The 18401-nt window shown below is 71.0% G+C and carries 13 protein-coding genes and 1 tRNA gene; 5 read left to right on the top strand and 9 right to left on the bottom strand.

Features of this window, described 5'->3' with window-relative positions; translation table 11 throughout:
• Positions 1 to 53 precede the first annotated feature (53 nt).
• A tRNA-Leu gene (locus ACICHK_RS11685) sits at positions 54 to 137 on the bottom strand.
• 101 nt (positions 138 to 238) lie between these two features.
• On the opposite strand from ACICHK_RS11685, the gene ACICHK_RS11680 reads away from it, so the two are divergent.
• Positions 239 to 895 carry an ANTAR domain-containing response regulator gene (locus tag ACICHK_RS11680; RefSeq protein ID WP_103549916.1) on the top strand — a complete coding sequence of 219 codons (657 nt, stop codon included), beginning with the start codon at positions 239 to 241 and terminating at the stop codon, positions 893 to 895.
• Positions 896 to 1024: 129 nt separating this feature from the next.
• Here ACICHK_RS11680 and ACICHK_RS11675 read toward each other — a convergent pair whose 3' ends face one another.
• The 7 genes from ACICHK_RS11675 to ACICHK_RS11645 form a co-directional block, all read right to left on the bottom strand.
• Complete coding sequence (locus ACICHK_RS11675; protein ID WP_151474078.1) at positions 1025 to 1741, bottom strand: ABC transporter ATP-binding protein; 717 nt, start codon at positions 1739 to 1741, stop codon at positions 1025 to 1027.
• Complete coding sequence (locus ACICHK_RS11670) at positions 1738 to 2826, bottom strand: ABC transporter ATP-binding protein (protein ID WP_406836842.1); 1089 nt, start codon at positions 2824 to 2826, stop codon at positions 1738 to 1740. Before ACICHK_RS11670 ends, ACICHK_RS11675 begins: the two co-directional genes overlap by 4 nt.
• Positions 2827 to 2831: 5 nt before the next feature.
• Positions 2832 to 4613: a branched-chain amino acid ABC transporter permease gene (locus ACICHK_RS11665; protein ID WP_151474082.1), complete on the bottom strand. Its 1782-nt coding sequence runs from the start codon at positions 4611 to 4613 to the stop codon at positions 2832 to 2834.
• A gap of 5 nt (positions 4614 to 4618) precedes the next feature.
• Positions 4619 to 5551, bottom strand: a complete 933-nt coding sequence (locus ACICHK_RS11660; protein WP_103549913.1) for a branched-chain amino acid ABC transporter permease — start codon at positions 5549 to 5551, stop codon at positions 4619 to 4621.
• 196 nt (positions 5552 to 5747) lie between these two features.
• Positions 5748 to 6956: a branched-chain amino acid ABC transporter substrate-binding protein gene (locus tag ACICHK_RS11655; RefSeq protein WP_151474081.1), complete on the bottom strand. Its 1209-nt coding sequence runs from the start codon at positions 6954 to 6956 to the stop codon at positions 5748 to 5750.
• Positions 6957 to 8524: 1568 nt separating this feature from the next.
• Positions 8525 to 8986 (bottom strand): PaaI family thioesterase, encoded by a 462-nt coding sequence (locus ACICHK_RS11650; RefSeq protein ID WP_103549911.1) that lies wholly within the window; start codon positions 8984 to 8986, stop codon positions 8525 to 8527.
• A gap of 61 nt (positions 8987 to 9047) precedes the next feature.
• Positions 9048 to 11327, bottom strand: a complete 2280-nt coding sequence (locus tag ACICHK_RS11645) for an FdhF/YdeP family oxidoreductase (RefSeq protein ID WP_406836841.1) — start codon at positions 11325 to 11327, stop codon at positions 9048 to 9050.
• A 169-nt stretch (positions 11328 to 11496) separates the two neighbouring features.
• Here ACICHK_RS11645 and polA point away from each other — a divergent pair, with 169 nt between their 5' ends.
• Together polA and ACICHK_RS11635 are read left to right on the top strand one after the other, a co-directional pair.
• Positions 11497 to 14223 carry a DNA polymerase I gene (polA, locus tag ACICHK_RS11640; RefSeq protein ID WP_406836840.1) on the top strand — a complete coding sequence of 909 codons (2727 nt, stop codon included), beginning with the start codon at positions 11497 to 11499 and terminating at the stop codon, positions 14221 to 14223.
• Positions 14224 to 14582: 359 nt separating this feature from the next.
• Positions 14583 to 15314, top strand: coding sequence for a hypothetical protein (locus ACICHK_RS11635; protein WP_406836839.1), 732 nt, complete (start codon positions 14583 to 14585; stop codon positions 15312 to 15314).
• Here the strand turns inward: ACICHK_RS11635 and ACICHK_RS11630 are convergent.
• On the bottom strand, positions 15235 to 16089 hold the full coding sequence (locus tag ACICHK_RS11630; RefSeq protein ID WP_406836838.1) for a DUF4184 family protein: 855 nt from the start codon (positions 16087 to 16089) through the stop codon (positions 15235 to 15237). The genes ACICHK_RS11635 and ACICHK_RS11630 overlap by 80 nt on opposite strands.
• Positions 16090 to 16331: 242 nt before the next feature.
• Between ACICHK_RS11630 and ACICHK_RS11625 the strand changes: the two genes are divergently transcribed.
• Positions 16332 to 18080 carry a lytic transglycosylase domain-containing protein gene (locus ACICHK_RS11625; RefSeq protein WP_406836837.1) on the top strand — a complete coding sequence of 583 codons (1749 nt, stop codon included), beginning with the start codon at positions 16332 to 16334 and terminating at the stop codon, positions 18078 to 18080.
• 167 nt (positions 18081 to 18247) lie between these two features.
• A complete protein-coding gene (locus ACICHK_RS11620; protein ID WP_406836836.1) occupies positions 18248 to 18382 on the top strand; it encodes an SPW_0924 family protein in 135 nt (44 codons plus the stop codon).
• The last annotated feature ends 19 nt before the right edge of the window (positions 18383 to 18401 follow it).

Genomic DNA, 18401 nt, shown 5'->3' with positions numbered 1-18401 from the left:
CAGCAAAAAGCGGAGGTTCACGAGAACGTGAACCTCCGCTTTGCGGTGAACTGTGCCGGGTATGGGATTCGAACCCACACGTCCTTGCGGACAGAGGTGTTTGAGACCTCCGCGTCAACCAGTTGCGCCAACCCGGCGTGACCGACTCTGCGGAAGCATACCGGGTCATCGCTGCCCGCCGCCGCTAGGTAGTCTTCTTAAGCAGCACTACCTGCCCGGCCCGCAACGAGGAGCCCCCGTGACCGCCCCCGAGTCGCCCCAGCCCGTAGACGCGCCCGACGACGACAAGTCGCACGTGCCTCCGCTGACGACCCGTGTCGTCATCGCCGAGGACGAGGCGCTGATCCGCCTCGACCTCAAAGAGATGCTGGAGGAGGAGGGCTACAGCGTCGTGGGCGAGGCCGGCGACGGTGAGCAGGCCGTCGAGCTGGCCCGGGAGCACAAGCCCGACCTGGTGATCCTCGACGTGAAGATGCCGAAGCTGGACGGCATCTCGGCGGCGGAGAAGATCGCCGAGGAGTCGATCGCCCCGGTGCTGATGCTGACCGCGTTCTCGCAGCGCGACCTCGTCGAGCGCGCGCGTGACGCGGGTGCGATGGCGTACCTGGTGAAGCCGTTCAGCAAGAGCGACGTGGTGCCGGCGATCGAGATGGCGGTGTCGCGGTTCGCGGAGCTGAAGGCGCTGGAGGGTGAGATCGCGGACCTCACGCAGCGCCTGGAGACGCGGAAGCTGGTGGACCGCGCCAAGTCGGTGCTGCAGACGGAGTACGGGCTGACGGAGCCGGCGGCCTTCCGGTGGATCCAGAAGACGTCGATGGACCGTCGTATGTCGATGCAGCAGGTGGCCGAGGCGGTCATTGAGGACGCCGCGGAGAAGAAGGCGGCGAAGGGCTAGTCCGGCTGGGCCGCAGCCCTGGAGGACGCCGCCGAAGAGCTTGGTCCGCGCGTGGTCGCGGCGGACGGAAGAGGCCCGCACCCCTGACGGAGGTGCGGGCCTCTTCGTGCGACCGGGGTCGCGGGAGGATCAGTCCTCGCCGAGGTAGGCCTTGCGGACGGACTCGTCGTGGAGGAGGTCCTGGCCGGTGCCGGAGAGGACGATGCTGCCGACCTCCATGACGTGGGCCTGGTCGGCCAGCGAGAGCGCCGCCTGGGCGTTCTGCTCGACGAGCAGGATGGTCATGCCGTCCGCCTTGAGTTCGGCGACGGTGGCGAGGATCTTCTGCATCATGATCGGCGAGAGGCCCATGGAGGGTTCGTCGAGCATGAGCAGTTTGGGCTGGGACATGAGGGCGCGTCCCATGGCGAGCATCTGCTGCTCGCCGCCCGAGAGGGTGCCGGCGGCCTGCTTACGGCGCTCTCCCAGGATGGGGAAGAGGTCGTAGGCGCGCTGGATGTCCTTCTCGATGCCCGCCTTGTCGCTGCGGAGGAACGCTCCGAGCTGGAGGTTCTCCGCGATGGTGAGGCGCGGGAAGATGTGGCGTCCCTCGGGGGAGTGCGCGAGTCCGAGGGAGACGATCTTGTGGGCGGGGATGTTGGCGAGGGGCTGGCCGTCGAAGAGGATGCGGCCTCCGCTGGGCTTGAGGAGCCCGGAGAGGGTGCGCAGGGTCGTCGTCTTGCCGGCGCCGTTGGTGCCGATGAGGGTGACGATCTGGCCGGCTTCGACGGTGAAGGAGATGCCCTTGACGGCTTCGATCTTGCCGTAGGCGACCTTGAGGTCTTCGACCTCGAGCAGTGCGGTCACTGGGCGGTTCCTTCCTTGGTGGTGCTGCCCTGCGCGTCGGAGTCGTCGGACGCGGCGGGTGCGTCGGAGTCGTCCGACGGGGTGGCGTCCTCGGTCTCCTCGGCGGCCTCGGAGGCTTCCGGGGCGTCGGAGTCGTCGCTCGCCTCGGGGGCGGCGGACGTCTCCTCGGCTTCCTCGGCCGCGGGGGCTTCCGCCGCGTCGTCGGCCGGGGTGTCGGCGGCTTCCTCGGTCTCGGCCGGGGCCGCCGTGGTTCCAGCCGCCTCGGCGGCCTCGACCTCGGCGAGTTCCTCCGTGCCGGGGGCGCCCTCGAACGGGGTGCCGAGGTAGGCGGCGATGACGCGCTCGTCGCCCTGGACGACGTCGGAGGTGCCTTCGACGAGCTTCTCGCCCTGGACGAGGCAGGCCACGCGGTCGGACAGGTTGAAGATGAAGCGCATGTCGTGCTCGATGACGAGCACGGCGATGCCGCGGTCGCGGATGGCGAAGACGAGTTCTTCGGTCGCGCGGGTTTCCTGCGGGTTCATGCCGGCGGTGGGCTCGTCCAGGAGGAGCAGGCCCGGCTCGCTGGCCATGGCGCGGGCGATCTCCAGCTTGCGCTGCTCGCCGTAGGGGAGGTTGCGGGAGAGGTGGTCGGCCTTGTGGTCGAGGCCGATGAACTCCAGCAGTTCCATGGCGCGTTCGCGGGACTCGGCTTCGGCCTTGCGGAAGCCGGGGCCGCGCAGGAGGGCCGACCAGAGGCCTTCCTTGGTGCGGGTGTGGCGTCCGACGAGCACGTTCTCCAGGACGGTCATGTTGGCGAAGAGCCGGATGTTCTGGAAGGTGCGGGCGATGCCGGCGCTGGTGACGAGGTGCGGCTTGGGCGGCAGCACGGTGCCCTTGTAGGCGACTTTGCCCTCGGTGGGGACGTAGAGGCCGGTGAGGCAGTTGAAGAAGGTGGTCTTGCCCGCGCCGTTGGGGCCGATGAGGCCGACGATCTCTCCGGCGTTGACGGTGAGGTCGACGTTGCGGACCGCGGTGAGGCCGCCGAAGCGCATGGTGACGCCGGTGGCTTCGAGGACGGGGCTGGGGGCTGTGGTGGTGGTCATGTTGGTTACGCCCCTGCCTTGGTGACGCCGACGGTGGAGTCGGGCAGGCCTTGTTCGGGGATGTGGACGGCCTTGTCGCTGTCGTCGCTCTCGTGGAACTCGAGCTGGCGGCGGCGGTTGGCGATGATGCCTTCGGGGCGGAAGCGCATGAGGATGATGAGCGCGACGCCGAAGGCGAGGAGCTCGTACTCCTTGAGGAAGCTGAGCTTCTCGGGGAGGAGGTAGAGCAGGGTGGCGCCGAGGATGGGTCCGTTGACGGTGCCCATGCCGCCGAGGACGACCGCCGCGAGGAGGAAGGCGGAGTTCGGGGGCACGGAGCCGGCGAACTGGTACGGCGCCGGGTTGACGCTGTAGCCGACGTGGGCGCTGACGGTGCCGGCGAGGCCGGCGAGGGAGGCGCCCAGGGCGAAGGCGATGAGCTTGACGCGGAAGCCGTTGATGCCCATGGCGGTGGCGGCGGTCTCGTCCTCGCGGATGGCGATCCAGGAGCGGCCGATGCGGGAGTCGGCGGCGCGGTTGAAGACCACGACCACGACTGCGGTGATGAGGAGCATCAGCAGGAAGTAGTTCGCGAACCGGCCGAGGGGGAAGCCGAGGATGTTGTGCTCGGCTCCGAAGTTGAACCCGAAGATGTCGAGGTCCGGGATCATGGAGATGCCGTTGGGGCCGTTGGTGAGGTTGGGGCCGGAGGTGCCGTCCATGTTGTTGACGGCGATGCGGAAGATCTCTCCGAAGCCCAGGGTCACGATGGCGAGGTAGTCGCCGCGCAGTCGCAGGGTCGGGGCACCGATGAGGACGCCGAAGACGAGCGACGCGGCCATACCGGTGAGCATGGCGGCCCAGAAGGGGAACTGGACGCCGGCGAAGCGGGAGAACTCGGAGCCGGAGACGAGGGCGGCGGCGTAGGCGCCGACGCCGAGGAAGGCGACGTATCCGAGGTCGAGGAGTCCGGTGAGGCCGACGACGATGTTGAGGCCGAGGGCGACGGTGGCGACGACGAGGATGTTGACGCCGAGGTTGGAGTTGTGTTCGTTGTTCGCGAGGAACGGGAAGGCCGCCGCGGCGAGGAAGGCCATGCTGGTGGCGAAGCCCTTGTGGCGGGCGTTGAGCTGCGCGAAGCGGTCGAAGAGTCCGGCGGTGAGCAGGGCCCAGGCGCCGAAGACGACGAGGAGCAGGTAGCCCAGGAACGTTTCGCTTGCGTCGGGGTCGACGCCGATGCCGTAGTTGAAGACGATCAGTGCCACGGCGGTGGCGCCGGTGACGACGAGACGCTCGCCCCAGCCGGGCAGCTTGGCGGCCGGCGGGATGAGTTCGGGCTTGGTGACGTAGTCCTTGAGGGTGTCACCGGGCTTGGGGAGCGCCAGGGTGCCGAGGAGGGCGACGAGGGAGCCGACGGCGGCGAGGTAGGCGCCGGGGTCGAGCGCGATGATGCCCTTGAGGTCGACGGCGATGGCGATGGCGCTGAACCAGCTGACGGCGAACGCGGAGGTGGCGGCGAGGACGACGGGCTGGGTGGCGCCCGCCGGGTTGAGCCAGCCGAGGCCGCGGACGTTCCAGAGGGTCAGGGCGAAGAGGAGGGTGAGGGCGCCGGCGACGATGTCGAGGACCTGGAGTCCGGCCGGGGAGCCGTAGTAGGTGAGGTCCCCGGGGAACTCGGACGTGTAGGTCCAGGACATGAAGGTGCTGGCGATGGTGGCGACGGCGCCGATCGCGATGAGGACGCGGGCCGCGCTCTCGGGGAGCGCGATCAGGCCGCGCTCGGGGGTGGTGGTCTCGGTGGTTGCCATGGTGCTCACGCCCTGTCCGCGACGCGTTCGCCGACGAGGCCCTGCGGCCTGAACAGCAGTACGAGGATGAGGAGTACGAAGGCCCAGACGGAGGACCAGCCGCCGCCGCCGAGCTGCTCCATGCCGGGGATGCCGTCGATGTAGCTGGTGGCCAGGGTCTCGGCGAGGCCGAGGACGAGGCCGCCGATCATGGCGCCGTAGATGTTGCCGATGCCGCCGAGGACGGCCGCGGTGAAGGCCTTGAGGCCCATCTGGAAGCCCATGTCGTACTTGACGGTGCCGTAGCGCAGGCCGTAGGCGACGGCCGCGACGGCGGCGAAGAAGCCGCCGATGGCGAAGGCGATGACGATGATGCGGTTGGTGTCGATGCCCATGAGCTGCGCGGTGTCAGGGTCCTGCGCGGTGGCCTGCATGGCGCGGCCGGTGCGGGAGAGGCTGACGAAGAGGGCGAGGGCCGCCATGCACAGGGGGGCGGCGACGATGACGAAGACCGAGCCGCTCTGGATGCTGACGGAGCCGATGTGCCAGGGGCCGAAGGGAAGCTGGGGGAACTTCAGGTCGGTCTTGGCGTCGGGGTAGGTGTTGAAGACGATCTGCTGGAGGGCCAGGGACAGACCGATGGCGGTGATGAGGGGGGCGAGGCGTGGCGCTCCGCGCAGGGGGCGGTAGGCGAAGCGTTCGGCCCCGACGGCGATGAGGACGGAGACGATTCCGCCGCCGATCAGCATCGCCGGGAGGGCGATCCACATGGATGTGCCGTTTGGCAGAACGTAAAGGTAGACCGAGAGTGCGCCGAAGCCGCCGGTCATGAAGATCTCGCCGTGGGCGAAGTTGATGAGCTGGACGATGCCGTACACCATCGTGTAGCCGATGGCGATCAGCCCGTACATCGAGCCGAGGAACAGCCCGTTGGCCAGCTGCTGCGGCAGGGTGTTCACCGCGTGGCCTCCATGTGGTGGGGAGAGTTGAGCAGGGCGTATGGATCGGGCCGCGCGGTGACGTGTGGTCGTGGCCGCGCGGCCCTGAGGTTGTGCAGAGGGCCTGACCGGTGGATCGGACCGGGCGCACGGCGCCGCTCGGGGCGCCGTCGCCTGGTTGTGGACCGATCCACCGGAGTGGCCCGGGTGTTGCTGGTCAGCCGGTGAACGTGCCGCTCTTGACGGCCTTCCACTTGCCGTCGACGACCTGGTAGACGGTGAGCTGCTTGTTGGTGGTGTCGCCGTACTCGTCGAAGGAGACGGGGCCGGCGATGCCGTCGAACTTGGTCTTCTGGACCTCGTCGACGATCTTGGCGCGGGCGCCGTCCGGGATCTTGCCGTCCTTCACGACGTTGCCGATGGCCTTGATGATGGCCGTGGCGGCGTCGTAGGAGTAACCGCCGTAGGTGCCGTAGTCGCCCTTGAGGCCGGAGGCCTTGTACTTCTTGATGAAGTCGGCGGCGGAGGGCAGGGAGTCGACGGGCTGGCCGACCGAGGTGACCAGGTCACCCTTCGAGGCGTCGCCGGCGGTCTGGATGTAGGTGTCGGAGAACATGCCGTCACCGCCGAACAGCGGGACCTTGACGCCGCCGTCCTTGAGCTGCTTGGTGAGCTTCTCGGACTCGTCGTACTGGCCGCCGTAGTAGACGAGGTCGGCCTTGGAGTTCTTGATCTTGGTGACGAGGGCGTTGAAGTCCGTGTCGCCGGTGTTGACGTGGTCCTCGCCCGCGAGCTTGCCGCCGGCCTTGGTGAAGCCGGCCTTGAAGAGCTTGGCCAGGCCGGCGCCGTAGGTCTGCTTGTCGTCGACGACGTACACCTTGCGCTTCTTCAGCGTGTTGTACGCGTAGTCGGCCGCGAAGCCGCCCTGGAGGGCGTCGGTGGTGGCGGTGCGGAAGTAGGTCTTGAACGGGCGGGACTTGGAGGTCTGCCAGTTCTTGCCCTGGGTGAGCTCGGGGGCGGTGTTGGAGGGGGAGATCTCGACGAGACCGGCGGTGGCGAAGACCTGCTGCATCTGGGTGGCGACGCCGGAGTTCAGCGGGCCGACGACGCCGAGGACCTTGTCGTCCTGGACGAACTGGGTGGCGTTGGCCTGGCCGGAGGCCGGGATGGCCTTGTCGTCGAGCGCCTTGACCTTGAAGGTCACACCGGGAACGGTGTTGTTCTTGTTGGCGTCGTCGACGGCGATCTGGACGCCGCCCTGGATGCCGAGGCCGGTGGCCGAGTTCTGGCCGGTCAGCGGGGCGTCAACGCCGATGATGATCTCGGTCTTCTTGCCGCTGTCCTTGCTGTCGCCGCTGTCGTCGCGCGAGCCGCAGGCGGTCAGCGTGAGTGCTCCTGTCGTGAGCACGGCGGTGAGTATGACCATGGAACGCTGTCGCACGTTGAATCCTCTCCCTGGCGCGGCACCCCAGGGTGGGGGCCGTGTTTCTCGCCGGGCCGTACTGGATGAAGCAGGGCCGTGCAGTTACGCGCCCGGCGGCGCGGTGACTGGCCGTGACTATAGGCGCAGGTCGGGGGGGTGGGGAGGAGCGCGGGGAAGGCTGTGACGCTCTTGTTATCCGGGGGGCTCCTCGCGGGGCGCGGGGCGGACGATCGGAGCATTTCGACGTGCGGTCCGCGGACGGTTGTGTGTTCGCATGGTGAGAACGCGCTGATCCGGGTTGATGGCGGATACCGGAACCCGGGCGCCCGGTGGTGGTCCGGGACGCCGTCGGGGGCGTGGTGCGGTGCGGCCCGTGGCGCGGGGATTGCTTTATTGCGGCAGAGGTAACCCACCGTTACCGCCGTATGAGGCGGTCGCCGGTGTGCCGGCCGGGCGAAGTGGGTGTGGGGACGGGCCTGTTGGGGAAGCCGGGTGCGTGCGGACGGGGCCCGGGGACGTGCGGCCCGGGGCCGCCGAAGTGAGGCTTTGCGGTTGCTGTGCGTCGTCACCGCGGAGGAGCGGGCCGGGGTGGGGGGCCTCGGCGGCGGGGGGTGGGGCGGCGCGGTTGTATACGGTGTCGCGCAAGGCGATGAGGCGGGGGTGTCCGGCCTTCACTGACAGTGGCAGCGGAGGTCGGGTGCCGCGCTCAACTCGGGCGTCCCGGAGCCTACTTGGCGGGCGGTGGCGGCCCCGCGGGTGGCCGCGCCGACCGTGAAGCGGAAGCAAGTGGCCGCGTGTCCGGGACTGTTGGTACGGGCTGTGGTGGTGCCGCCGATGGCGGGCGGTGCCTGGGGCGGAGCGGGGCGCGGGGTGGCGGGGACGCCGGTTGCGATCGCGACGAGGGCCGGGGGCGGGTGCGGCCGGGGGCGCGGTCCGGTGGGTACCGGGAGCGCGGGGCCGGGCGTCGGTGGCCCGGGTGTCTCGGCCCGGTCCGGGGAGTGTGCCCGCCAACAGATCTGTACGGAGCGGGAGTTCGGGCCTCCGGAGGGCCTGGTGCCCGGAAGGCGCCCGCGCCCGTCGCCGCCCGGCGCGGCTCCCTGTCGGCCGGGGCTTCCCGGTCCGCGAGGGCCGTGCGGAACCCTCGGGCGAACCCGGGGAGGGGGTCCGGGAGGCACCTTTCCCGCCAGGGAACGCCAGGAGGAGCGGAGGAGGGCGCGGAGGTCCTTGGGGGCGGGAGCGGCCCCTCGGTGTGCCCGGCGCGGGTGCGGGCGCCGGTGGGCTCCGGCGGTCCGGCGAGCACTTTCGCGGTGCGGGCGTCCGGGAGGGCCCGGTGGATCAGGGGGCGATCGCTCGTGCGCCCCGGCGGGTCCGGCGTGACCCGCCCGTCCCGGAGAGCCCCGGAGAGCCACGGGGATCCGCGGGCCCCGGGCGATCCGTGCGTCCTGGGCGTCCCGGGCCGCCCCGAAGCTCCCGGCCGGCTCGAGGCTCCCGGCCGCTCCGGAGCCCCTGGGGGTCCCGGAGCGCGCCCCGGAAGCCCGGAGCGCCCGGGGGCTCCGGGGCGCTCCCCGGTGTCAGCTCTGGGGCGCGTCCTTGAGGATGCAGGTGAGGCGGGCGCTGCAGACGCGCTTGCCGTCCTCGCCGGTGATGGCGATCTCGTACGTCGCCGAGGTGCGTCCGCGGTGGACGGGGGTGGCGACGCCGGTGACGAGGCCGGAGCGGACGCCGCGGTGGTGGGTGCAGTTCAGGTCGACGCCGACGGCGATCTTGGTGCTGCCGCCGTGGAGCATGGCGCCGACGGAGCCGATGGTCTCGGCGAGGACGGCGGAGGCCCCTCCGTGCAGCAGGCCGTAGGGCTGGGTGTTGCCCTCGACGGGCATGGTGCCCACGACGCGGTCCGCGGAGGCCTCGATGATCTGGACGCCCATGCGGTTGCCGAGGTGGCCCGCGGAGAAGAGCGCGGGCAGGTCGACGCCGAGTGCGGCGTACTCGTCGATGACCCCTTGCGGGAACTTCGGGGTGTGCTGTTCGCCCATCGGGCCCGGCTCCGTTCGTCGTGGACCACTTCGTCGTGGATTCCCCCTGCTGAGCGAACGCTCAGTCGGCTGCCGATTGTTCCAGACGGACGACCACGGATTTGCTGGCGGGGGTGTTGCTGGTGTCGGCGGTCGAGTCGAGGGGGACCAGGACGTTGGTCTCGGGGTAGTAGGCGGCGGCGCAGCCGCGGGCGGTGGGGTAGTGCACGACGCGGAAGCCGGGCGCGCGCCGTTCGACGCCGTCCTTCCACTCGCCGACGAGGTCGACGTAGGAGCCGTCGGCGATCTTCAGTTCGCGGGCGTCGTCGGGGTTGACGAGGACGACGCGGCGGCCGTTCCTGATGCCCCGGTATCGGTCGTCGAGTCCGTAGATGGTGGTGTTGTACTGGTCGTGGGAGCGCAGGGTCTGCAGGAGCAGGCGGCCTTCGGGGAGTTCGGGGTGTTCGACGGGCGCGGCGGTGAAGTTGGCCTTGCCGGTGGCCGTCGGGAAGCGGCGTTCGTCGCGGGGGGCGTGGGGGAGGGTGAAGCCGGCGGGGTCGGCCACGCGCGCGTTGAAGTCGTGGAAGCCGGGGATCACGCGGGCGATGCGGTCGCGGATGGTCGCGTAGTCCTTCTCGAACTCTTCCCAGGGGGTGGTGCTGGCCTCGCCGAGGACCGCGCGGGCGAGGCGGGCGACGATGGCGGGTTCGGACAGCAGGTGGGGGCTCGCGGGTTCCAGGCGGCCGCGTGAGGCGTGCACCATGCCCATGGAGTCCTCGACGGTGACGAACTGTTCGCCGCTGTCCTGGAGGTCGCGTTCGGTGCGTCCGAGGGTGGGCAGGATGAGGGCGCGTGCGCCGGTGACGGCGTGCGAGCGGTTGAGCTTGGTGGAGACGTGCACGGTGAGCCGGGCGCGCCGCATGGCCGCCTCGGTGACGTCGGTGTCGGGGGAGGCGGAGACGAAGTTGCCGCCCATGGCGAAGAAGACCTTGGCGTCGCCGTCGCGCAGGGCGCGGATGGCCTGGACGACGTCGTAGCCGTGTTCGCGGGGCGGTTTGAAGCCGAACTCCTTCTCCAGGGCGTCGAGGAAGGCGGGGGCGGGGCGTTCGAAGATGCCCATGGTGCGGTCGCCCTGGACATTGGAGTGGCCGCGGACGGGGCAGACACCGGCACCGGGGCGGCCGATGTTGCCGCGCAGCAGCAGGAAGTTGACGACTTCGCGGATGGTGGGGACGGAGTGCTTGTGCTGGGTGAGGCCCATGGCCCAGCACACGATGGTGCGCTTCGAGGCGAGGACCATCCTCAGGGCCTCGTCGATGCTGTCGCGGGTGAGGCCGGTCGCGGTGAGGGTCTCGTCCCAGTCGGCGGCGCGGGCGGCTTCGGCGAAGGCCTCGTATCCGTGGGTGTGTTCGGCGACGAACGCCTCGTCGACGGCGCCCTCGGTGTCGAGGATCAGCTTGTTCAGCAGGCGGAAGAGGGCCTGGTCGCCGCCGATGCGGATCTGGAGGAAGAGGTCGGTGAGGGCGGCGCCCTTGACCATGCCCTGGGGGGTCTGCGGGTTCTTGAAGCGTTCCATGCCCGCTTCGGGCAGCGGGTTGACGGTGATGATCCTCGCGCCGCCGGCCTTGGCCTTCTCCAGGGCGGAGAGCATGCGCGGGTGGTTCGTGCCGGGGTTCTGCCCGGCGACGATGATCAGATCCGCCTTGTAGAGGTCCTCCAGCAGGACGCTGCCCTTGCCGATGCCGATGGTCTCGTTGAGCGCGGAGCCGGACGACTCGTGGCACATGTTCGAGCAGTCGGGGAGGTTGTTCGTGCCGAGTTCGCGGGCGAAGAGCTGGTAGAGGAACGCGGCCTCGTTGCTGGTGCGGCCCGAGGTGTAGAAGAGGGCCTCGTCGGGGGAGCCGAGCGCGGCGAGTTCCTCGGCGACGATGTCGAAGGCGCGGTCCCAGCCGATGGGCTGGTAGTGGTCGGCGCCCTCGGGGAGGTACATGGGGTGGGTGAGGCGGCCCTGCTGGCCGAGCCAGTAGCCGCTGCGGCCGGCGAGGTCGGAGACGGGGTGCGCGGCGAAGAAGTCCGGGGTCACCCGGCGCAGGGTGGCTTCCTCGGCGACGGCCTTGGCGCCGTTCTCGCAGAACTCCGCGGTGTGCCGGTGCTCGGGTTCGGGCCAGGCGCAGCCCGGGCAGTCGAAGCCGTCCTTCTGGTTGACGCGCAGGAGGGTGAGCGCGGTGCGGCGGACGCCCATCTGCTGCTGGGCGATGCGCAGGGTGTGTCCGATGGCGGGCAGCCCGGCCGCGGCGTGCTTGGGTCCGGCTACCTGCGGCGCGTCCTGGACCGGATCGCTTTTCGGCGGCTTGCTGGCCATCGCTGAACCCCTTCGCGTGCGCACGTCGGTGTGCGTGTGTTCGTACCCCTTCGATCCTCGCACGCGTGGCCGACGGCGGTGGTCGTGGGTTGTGGGAATCCGGGGCGGGAGGGGGCGCGGCGGGCCGGGAGGGCCCGCGTTGTCAGCGGGCCGTGGCAGGATCGGGGGTGTGGCAGAGACAGCATCGAAGAAGACCGAGAAGACCGCAGGTACGGGCCGTCCGCGCCTGATGCTCATGGACGGGCACTCGCTGGCCTACCGCGCGTTCTTCGCGCTGCCCGCGGAGAACTTCACCACCGCGACGGGTCAGCCGACGAACGCCATCTATGGTTTCGCGTCGATGCTGGCGAACACGCTGCGCGACGAGGCGCCCACGCATTTCGCGGTGGCGTTCGACGTCTCGCGCAAGACCTGGCGTTCCGAGGAGTTCCCCGAGTACAAGGCGAACAGGTCGAAGACCCCGGACGAGTTCAAGGGGCAGGTCGAGCTGATCGGCGAGGTGCTGGACGCGATGCGCGCGCAGCGGTTCGCGGTGGACGGGTTCGAGGCCGACGACATCATCGCGACGCTGGCGACGCAGGCGGAGGCCGAGGGCTTCGAGGTGCTGATCGTCACGGGCGACCGCGACTCCTTCCAGCTGGTGTCGGAGCACACGACGGTGCTGTACCCGACGAAGGGTGTCTCCGAGCTGACCCGGTTCACTCCGGAGAAGGTCTTCGAGAAGTACGGATTGACGCCGGCGCAGTATCCGGACTTCGCGGCGCTGCGCGGTGACCCGTCGGACAACCTGCCGGGCATCCCGGGCGTGGGTGAGAAGACGGCCGCGAAGTGGATCAACCAGTTCGGTTCGTTCGCCGAGCTGGTCGAGCGGGTCGACGAGGTCAAGGGCAAGGCGGGGCAGAACCTGCGGGACCATCTGGAGGCGGTGAAGCTCAACCGCCGTCTCACGGAGATGGTCAAGGACGTCGAGCTGCCCCGGACGGTGGCGGACCTGGAGCGGGCCGCTTACGACCGCACGGCCCTGGCGATGGTCCTGGACACGCTGGAGATCCGTAACCCCTCGCTGCGCGAGCGGCTTCTGGCCGTGGACCCGGGGGAGGGCGAGGCCGAGGAGACGCGGCCGGTGGCCGAGGGCGTCGAGATCGACGGGACGGTGCTGGGCGCGGGCGAGCTGGAGCCGTGGCTCGCCGAGCACGGTGCCGGGGTGCTGGGCGTGTCCACGGTGGACTCGTGGTCGCTGGGTTCGGGTTCGGTCACCGAGGTGGCGCTCGCGGCGGGTGAGGGGCCGGCGGTCTGGTTCGACCCGTCGCGGCTGGACGAGCCGGACGAGAACGCGTTCGCCGCGTGGCTCGCCGACCCGGCGCGGCACAAGGTCATGCACAACGCCAAGGGCGCGATGCGGGTCTTCGCCGAGCACGGCTGGAGCATCGAGGGCGTGACCATGGACACGGCGCTCGCCGCCTATCTGGTCAAGCCGGGCCGCCGTTCCTTCGCGCTGGACGCGCTGTCCCTGGAGTACCTGGGCCGGGAGCTCGGGCCCGCCGCCGCGGCGGACGGGCAGCTCGCGTTCGGTACGGACGAGCAGGCCGAAGCCGACGCGCTGATGGTGCAGGCCCGGACGATCCTCGATCTGGGGGAGGCGTTCGAGGAGAAGCTCCAGGAGGTCGGCGCGGCGGATCTGCTGCGTGACATGGAGCTGCCCACGTCCAGTCTGCTGGCCCGCCTGGAGCGGCACGGCATCGCGGCGGACCGGGCGCATCTGGAGGCCATGGAGCAGATGTTCGCCGGCGCGGTGCAGCAGGCGGTGAAGGAGGCGCACGCGGCGGCCGGACACGAGTTCAACCTCGGTTCGCCCAAGCAGCTGCAGGAAGTCCTCTTCGGTGAACTGGCCCTGCCGAAGACGAAGAAGACGAAGACGGGCTACACGACGGACGCGGACGCGCTGGCGTGGCTGGCGACGCAGACCGAGAACGAACTGCCCGTGATCATGCTCCGTCACCGTGAGCAGGCCAAGCTGCGCTCCACGGTCGAGGGCCTGATCAAGACGATCACGCCGGACGGCCGTATCCACACGACGTTCAACCAGACGGTGGCCGCGACCGGCCGGCTGTCGTCGACCGATCCGAACCTGCAGAACATCCCGGTGCGTACGGACGAGGGCCGCGCGATCCGCCGCGGCTTCGTCGTCGGTGAGGGCTTCGAGTGCCTGATGACCGCGGACTACAGCCAGATCGAGCTGCGGGTGATGGCCCATCTGTCCGAGGACGAGGGGCTGCTGGAGGCGTTCACCTCCGGTGAGGACCTGCACACCACCGTCGCCTCCCAGGTGTTCTCGGTGGAGCGGTCCGCGGTCGACGCCGAGATGCGCCGCAAGATCAAGGCGATGTCGTACGGCCTCGCGTACGGACTGTCGGCCTTCGGCCTGTCGCAGCAGCTGAACATCGAGGCGGGCGAGGCCCGTGCGCTGATGGACACGTACTTCGAGCGCTTCGGCGGGGTGCGGGACTATCTGCGCCGTGCGGTCGACGAGGCCCGGGCCACGGGCTACACCGCGACGCTCTTCGGGCGCCGCCGCTATCTGCCGGACCTCAACAGCGACAACCGCCAGCGCCGCGAGGCGGCCGAGCGGATGGCTCTGAACGCGCCCATCCAGGGCACGGCGGCCGACATCGTCAAGATCGCGATGCTGAACGTGGACCGGGCGCTGCGCGAGGCGAAGCTCGACTCCCGCATGCTGCTCCAGGTCCATGACGAAATCGTCCTGGAGATCGCTCCCGGGGAACGGGAGCGGACCGAGGAACTGCTGCGTCACGAGATGGCGTCCGCCGTCCGGCTCGACGTCCCGCTGGACGTCTCCGTCGGCGCGGGCCGGGACTGGGAGTCGGCGGCGCACTAGTGCCGCGACAGGCAACGTTCGCCCCGTCGCGACGCCCGGCACGCACTCTCGCCGCACCGGCCGAAAGCCCAAGTACATCCAGTACGAGGACTTCCGGCCGGCACGCCGAGAGCACGTACCAGACGCCGCTCCTTCACGGGCAAACATTGCCTGCCACGGCACTAGGCATCGGGCGACACGACGCGACGCCTTCGGCGGGGGCCGTGGGGCCGGCAGCACCAGGTGCCGGACCCGCGGCCCCCGGGCGTTCCCGGCCCCGGTCGTGCGCCGGGCGGCCCGGGGCGCGTGTCCGTGGGGCCGTCACCCGCGTGGCTCTCGCGAAGGGGCCCCGGGCCGGAGGGTGACGTAAGGATGCGGGCATGGGTATACGCACGCTCCACCGCCGTACGGCCATGGCCACGACCGTGGTGGTCGCGACCGCGACGGTGGCCGTGGTCGTCGTCCCGGTGCTGCGCGCGCCGCCGTCCGCGGTCGCGGCCGGAGCGGACACCGTCCAGCGGCCGGAGCCCGGCGGTTCCTTTCGCGACGAGGACTTCGGAGCCCGGTTGTCCCGCGACCTCCAGGCGGCCCTGTCGGCGCGCCCGGGCACGGTCCTGGTGTCGGTGCCCGACGGCGCGAGGGACGGCCGGGACCGCGCCGGGGCCGGAGGCCGGGCGCGGTCGACGGCGGTGGTCACCGGCACCCGCGCGTTCCTGAGGGCGGGCGCGCACCGCCTCCGGGCGCTCACCCGGCTCCGCGGCGGCGGGCGCCGGAACGCGTTCCCCGGTCTGCCGCGCGGGCTGGGGGCACACATCTCGACCGGCCGGCTGCCCCGGGCCGCCAACGGCGGGCGCGTCCACGGCATCGGCTCCTTCACCGGCCCGGCCCGTAGCTACCGTGTCATCGTCCTGTCGTACGACCATCCGACGATGCCGTACCGTGCCCGCGTCGTCGAGCGGGTCGCCCGGGCCCTGCACCGGGGCCTCGGCCGGGGACGCGGCCTGCTCCGGAGCCTCGCCGCCGACGGGGCGGTCAGCGAGGGGCGGGACGGCTCGGCTCGGTACGCGCCGCCACGGGGCCGGGACGAGCCGGAGCGGGACGCCAGATCCTGACCGCCGTGACGTACAGGCAGAGGCCGAGGGCCAGACCGGCGCCCCCGCCGAAGCACAGCGCCGGAATGAGTTCCCACGGCTTCGCGACGGACTTCCAGTACGCCCACCAGCGCACCGCCCGCTGCACCGCGGCGGCCAGTGCGAGGCCGCCGATCACCGCGGCGGCCAGCCGGCGGTCGGCGGTGGACAGTGCGGGCACCCCGACGGCGGGGCCGGGCGGCGTGCGGCGCAGCGCGCGCACCACGAAGGCCGCGATCACGACGGCCGCGAGGGCCGAACTGCCGTACTGGACGTACCAGTAGAGCGGCGAGCCGGCGAGGCTTCGCCCGAGGACGGGGAAGAGCCGTACCCCCCACCGGTCGTGATGGGTGAACGCGTCCCACACGACATGCGTCAGCGCGCCGAGCACCGCGGAGACGTACCACCACAGAGCGGTCGCCGCGCGCACCGGCTCGCGCGAGGCTCCACAGCGCAGGAGCTGTGCCGTGCGCCCCTGCCGTGCCGCGGGCATCAGCGCCACCAGCGGCTCGCGCAGCATCAGCCAGGCGCCCACGAGTATCCATGCGATCAGCACATCGACGGTGAGGACACCGGTGAACGCGTGGGTGAACGTGCCGAACTCCATCGCCCCGGGCACCACGCTCGCCGCGTAGTAGGTCATGTCGGGGGCGAAGGAACCCGCCACGAGAACGGCGGGAACCAGTCGGCCGCGACCGTTTCCGTTCCCGCGGATCGCGGGCAGCACGGCGGCCGCGTGGCTGAGAGTGAAGGGCAAATCGTCCCCCTGTGTCCCCTGTTGGGCAGGCGCGTCCGGCCGGTTGATCACCGGAAGCCAGTATGCGGGACGGCGGTACATGGCCAACTGGTGAATACCGGACGTGAACGGGTCCCCGGGCGTCGGAAGTTGCCGTAGGGTCACTTGGGTTGCCGTGCGGGGCGCGCGGCGGGGAACAGCGGTACCGCACAGGTCTGAGAGACGACAGGTCACGTCGGTCGTTCGTGGGAGGGGTTCAGTCGATGGCGGCGCAATTCGGCAGGAGGCTGCGCAAGGGCGCGGCGACCACCGCCGCGGCCGCGCTCGCGGTCGCGGCTCTGTCTGCCTCCCAGGGGCCGGGAGCGGTCAGCGACGACCACGGCAGGCAGTCGGCGGGCGTCGACCTCGGCCTGGGCGCCAACAACCCGGAGGGTGACGGCACCGCGACGGGCAACTCGCGTTACTACACGGACCTTCCGCCGTTGCAGAGCCCGAACCCCGCGCCCACCACCGGGAGCCAGCCGCCGGCGGCCACGGGTGCGGCCGAGGCGGGTATCCCGGCGACGGTGCTGGCCGCCTACAAGCAGGCCGAGGCGTCGCTGCGGGAGTCCAAGCCGACCTGCAACCTGCCCTGGCAGCTGCTGGCCGCGATCGGCAAGGTCGAGTCGGGCCAGGCCCGCGGCGGCCGGGTCGACGCGAACGGCACCACCCTGTCGCCCATCCTGGGGCCGGTCCTGAACGGCTACGGGTTCGCCAACATCAAGGACACCGACCACGGCGCGTTCGACGGTGACAGCACGTTCGACCGGGCGGTGGGGCCCATGCAGTTCATCCCCTCCACCTGGGCGTGGGCGGGCCGGGACGGCAACGGCGACGGCAAGAAGGACCCCAACAACATCTTCGACGCGGCGCTGGCCGCCGGGCACTACCTGTGCCGCTTCGACCACGACATGGCCGTCCAGGCGGAGATGAACGCGGCGATCCTCAGCTACAACAAGTCGACGGAGTACCTCAACACCGTCCTGTCGTGGCTGGAGTACTACCGCAAGGGCACGCACGAGGTGCCGGACGGCACGGGCACGCTGCCCTCGCACCACAGCGACGAGCCGGCGACCTCCACCCCGACGCCCACGCCGCCCGTGCAGCCGTCGCCGCCGAGCAGCCCGAAGCCGCCCGCCACCCCGACCCCGCCCGCCACGCCGACCCCGCCCGCCACCCCGACGCCGCCGGCCACGCCAACCCCGCCCGCCACGCCGACTCCGCCGGGCACCCCCACGCCGACGCCGACGCCCACCCAGACAGTGGACCACCTGACGAACATGGGCGCCGGGAAGCTCGCGGCGACGGCCGGGGACACGTTCGCGCAGAAGATCGCGGTGCGCACCGACGACAAGGCCGGCAAGGCGGTGGGCAAGGTCCGGGTGCGGTTCACCATCGTCGGTGACACCGACGCCGCCTTCGCCGGCGGCGAGTCCGTCGCCACCCAGGTCACCAACGGGCTCGGCATCGCCACCGCGCCGACGCTGGTGGCCGGGGAGAAGACGGGCGACTTCACCGTCCGCGTCACCGTCGTGGGCCGCGTCATGGCCGGCCTCGACTACACGGGCACGGTCACCGCGCGGCAGGCCGACGCCCTGGCCCGCACCACCACCGCCGCGCTGACCTGCCCGGCCGGCGGCGAGTTCGCCGACCAGGTCGAGGTCAAGGCCACCTACAAGGGCGCCGCCGCGGGCAAGGTCGCCGCCACCGCGACCCTGGTCAAGTCCGCCACCGACACGGGCGAGAGCGACAAGGGCCCCTACTTCAAGGACGCCGCAGGCAAGCCCGTCCGCGCCCTGGCCGCCCTGACCACCGACGCCGACGGCCTGATCAAGCTGCCCAAGCTGTACGCCGACGACGCCACCGGCACCTTCCTGCTCCGCATCGCCACCACCGGCGGCGCCACCCTCACCGTCGAACTCACCGTGACCCCCGCCCCCACCCCCACCACGACTCCCACCGCCGCCTCCTAGAACCGCGCCGCCACCGCGCGGCCCCGGCTCGTCTCCAGGGCGCCCTCCCGGCTCACGCCGCGAGGGCGCCCTGATCCGTCGTGTGCGCGACGTGTTCTCATCTCGCCCCGCCGTTGCTACGGTGCCGGACCTGACGACGTATCAGCTCCTGGCCTCGGGAGGCCCGCATGCGTGCCCTCATCGCCGCCGCGACCGGTCTCGCCGCGGCCCTCGCGCTGGTCCTGACCGTCACGGCCATGGGTTCGCCGGCCGGTCACACCTCGCCGGAGCCGCTGCTCACCACCGTCCCCAAGCACCCCTGACGCACGCACCGGGAGGGCC

The organism is Streptomyces sp. AHU1, from assembly GCF_045343905.1.
In the GTDB taxonomy this organism is placed as follows: Bacteria; Actinomycetota; Actinomycetes; order Streptomycetales; family Streptomycetaceae; genus Streptomyces; species Streptomyces triticiradicis.
This window is presented reverse-complemented; position numbering and strand designations above follow the sequence as displayed.

Bases quoted from the DNA above. Each gene is read 5' to 3' on its own strand.
- ACICHK_RS11670 (WP_406836842.1), bottom strand. From the start codon at position 2,826: ATGACCACCACCACAGCCCCCAGCCCCGTCCTCGAAGCCACCGGCGTC.
- ACICHK_RS11665 (WP_151474082.1), bottom strand. From the start codon at position 4,613: ATGGCAACCACCGAGACCACCACCCCCGAGCGCGGCCTGATCGCGCTC.
- ACICHK_RS11655 (WP_151474081.1), bottom strand. From the start codon at position 6,956: ATGGTCATACTCACCGCCGTGCTCACGACAGGAGCACTCACGCTGACC.
- ACICHK_RS11650 (WP_103549911.1), bottom strand. From the start codon at position 8,986: ATGGGCGAACAGCACACCCCGAAGTTCCCGCAAGGGGTCATCGACGAG.
- ACICHK_RS11645 (WP_406836841.1), bottom strand. From the start codon at position 11,327: ATGGCCAGCAAGCCGCCGAAAAGCGATCCGGTCCAGGACGCGCCGCAG.
- ACICHK_RS11635 (WP_406836839.1), top strand. From the start codon at position 14,583: ATGGGTATACGCACGCTCCACCGCCGTACGGCCATGGCCACGACCGTG.
- ACICHK_RS11625 (WP_406836837.1), top strand. From the start codon at position 16,332: ATGGCGGCGCAATTCGGCAGGAGGCTGCGCAAGGGCGCGGCGACCACC.
- ACICHK_RS11620 (WP_406836836.1), top strand. From the start codon at position 18,248: ATGCGTGCCCTCATCGCCGCCGCGACCGGTCTCGCCGCGGCCCTCGCG.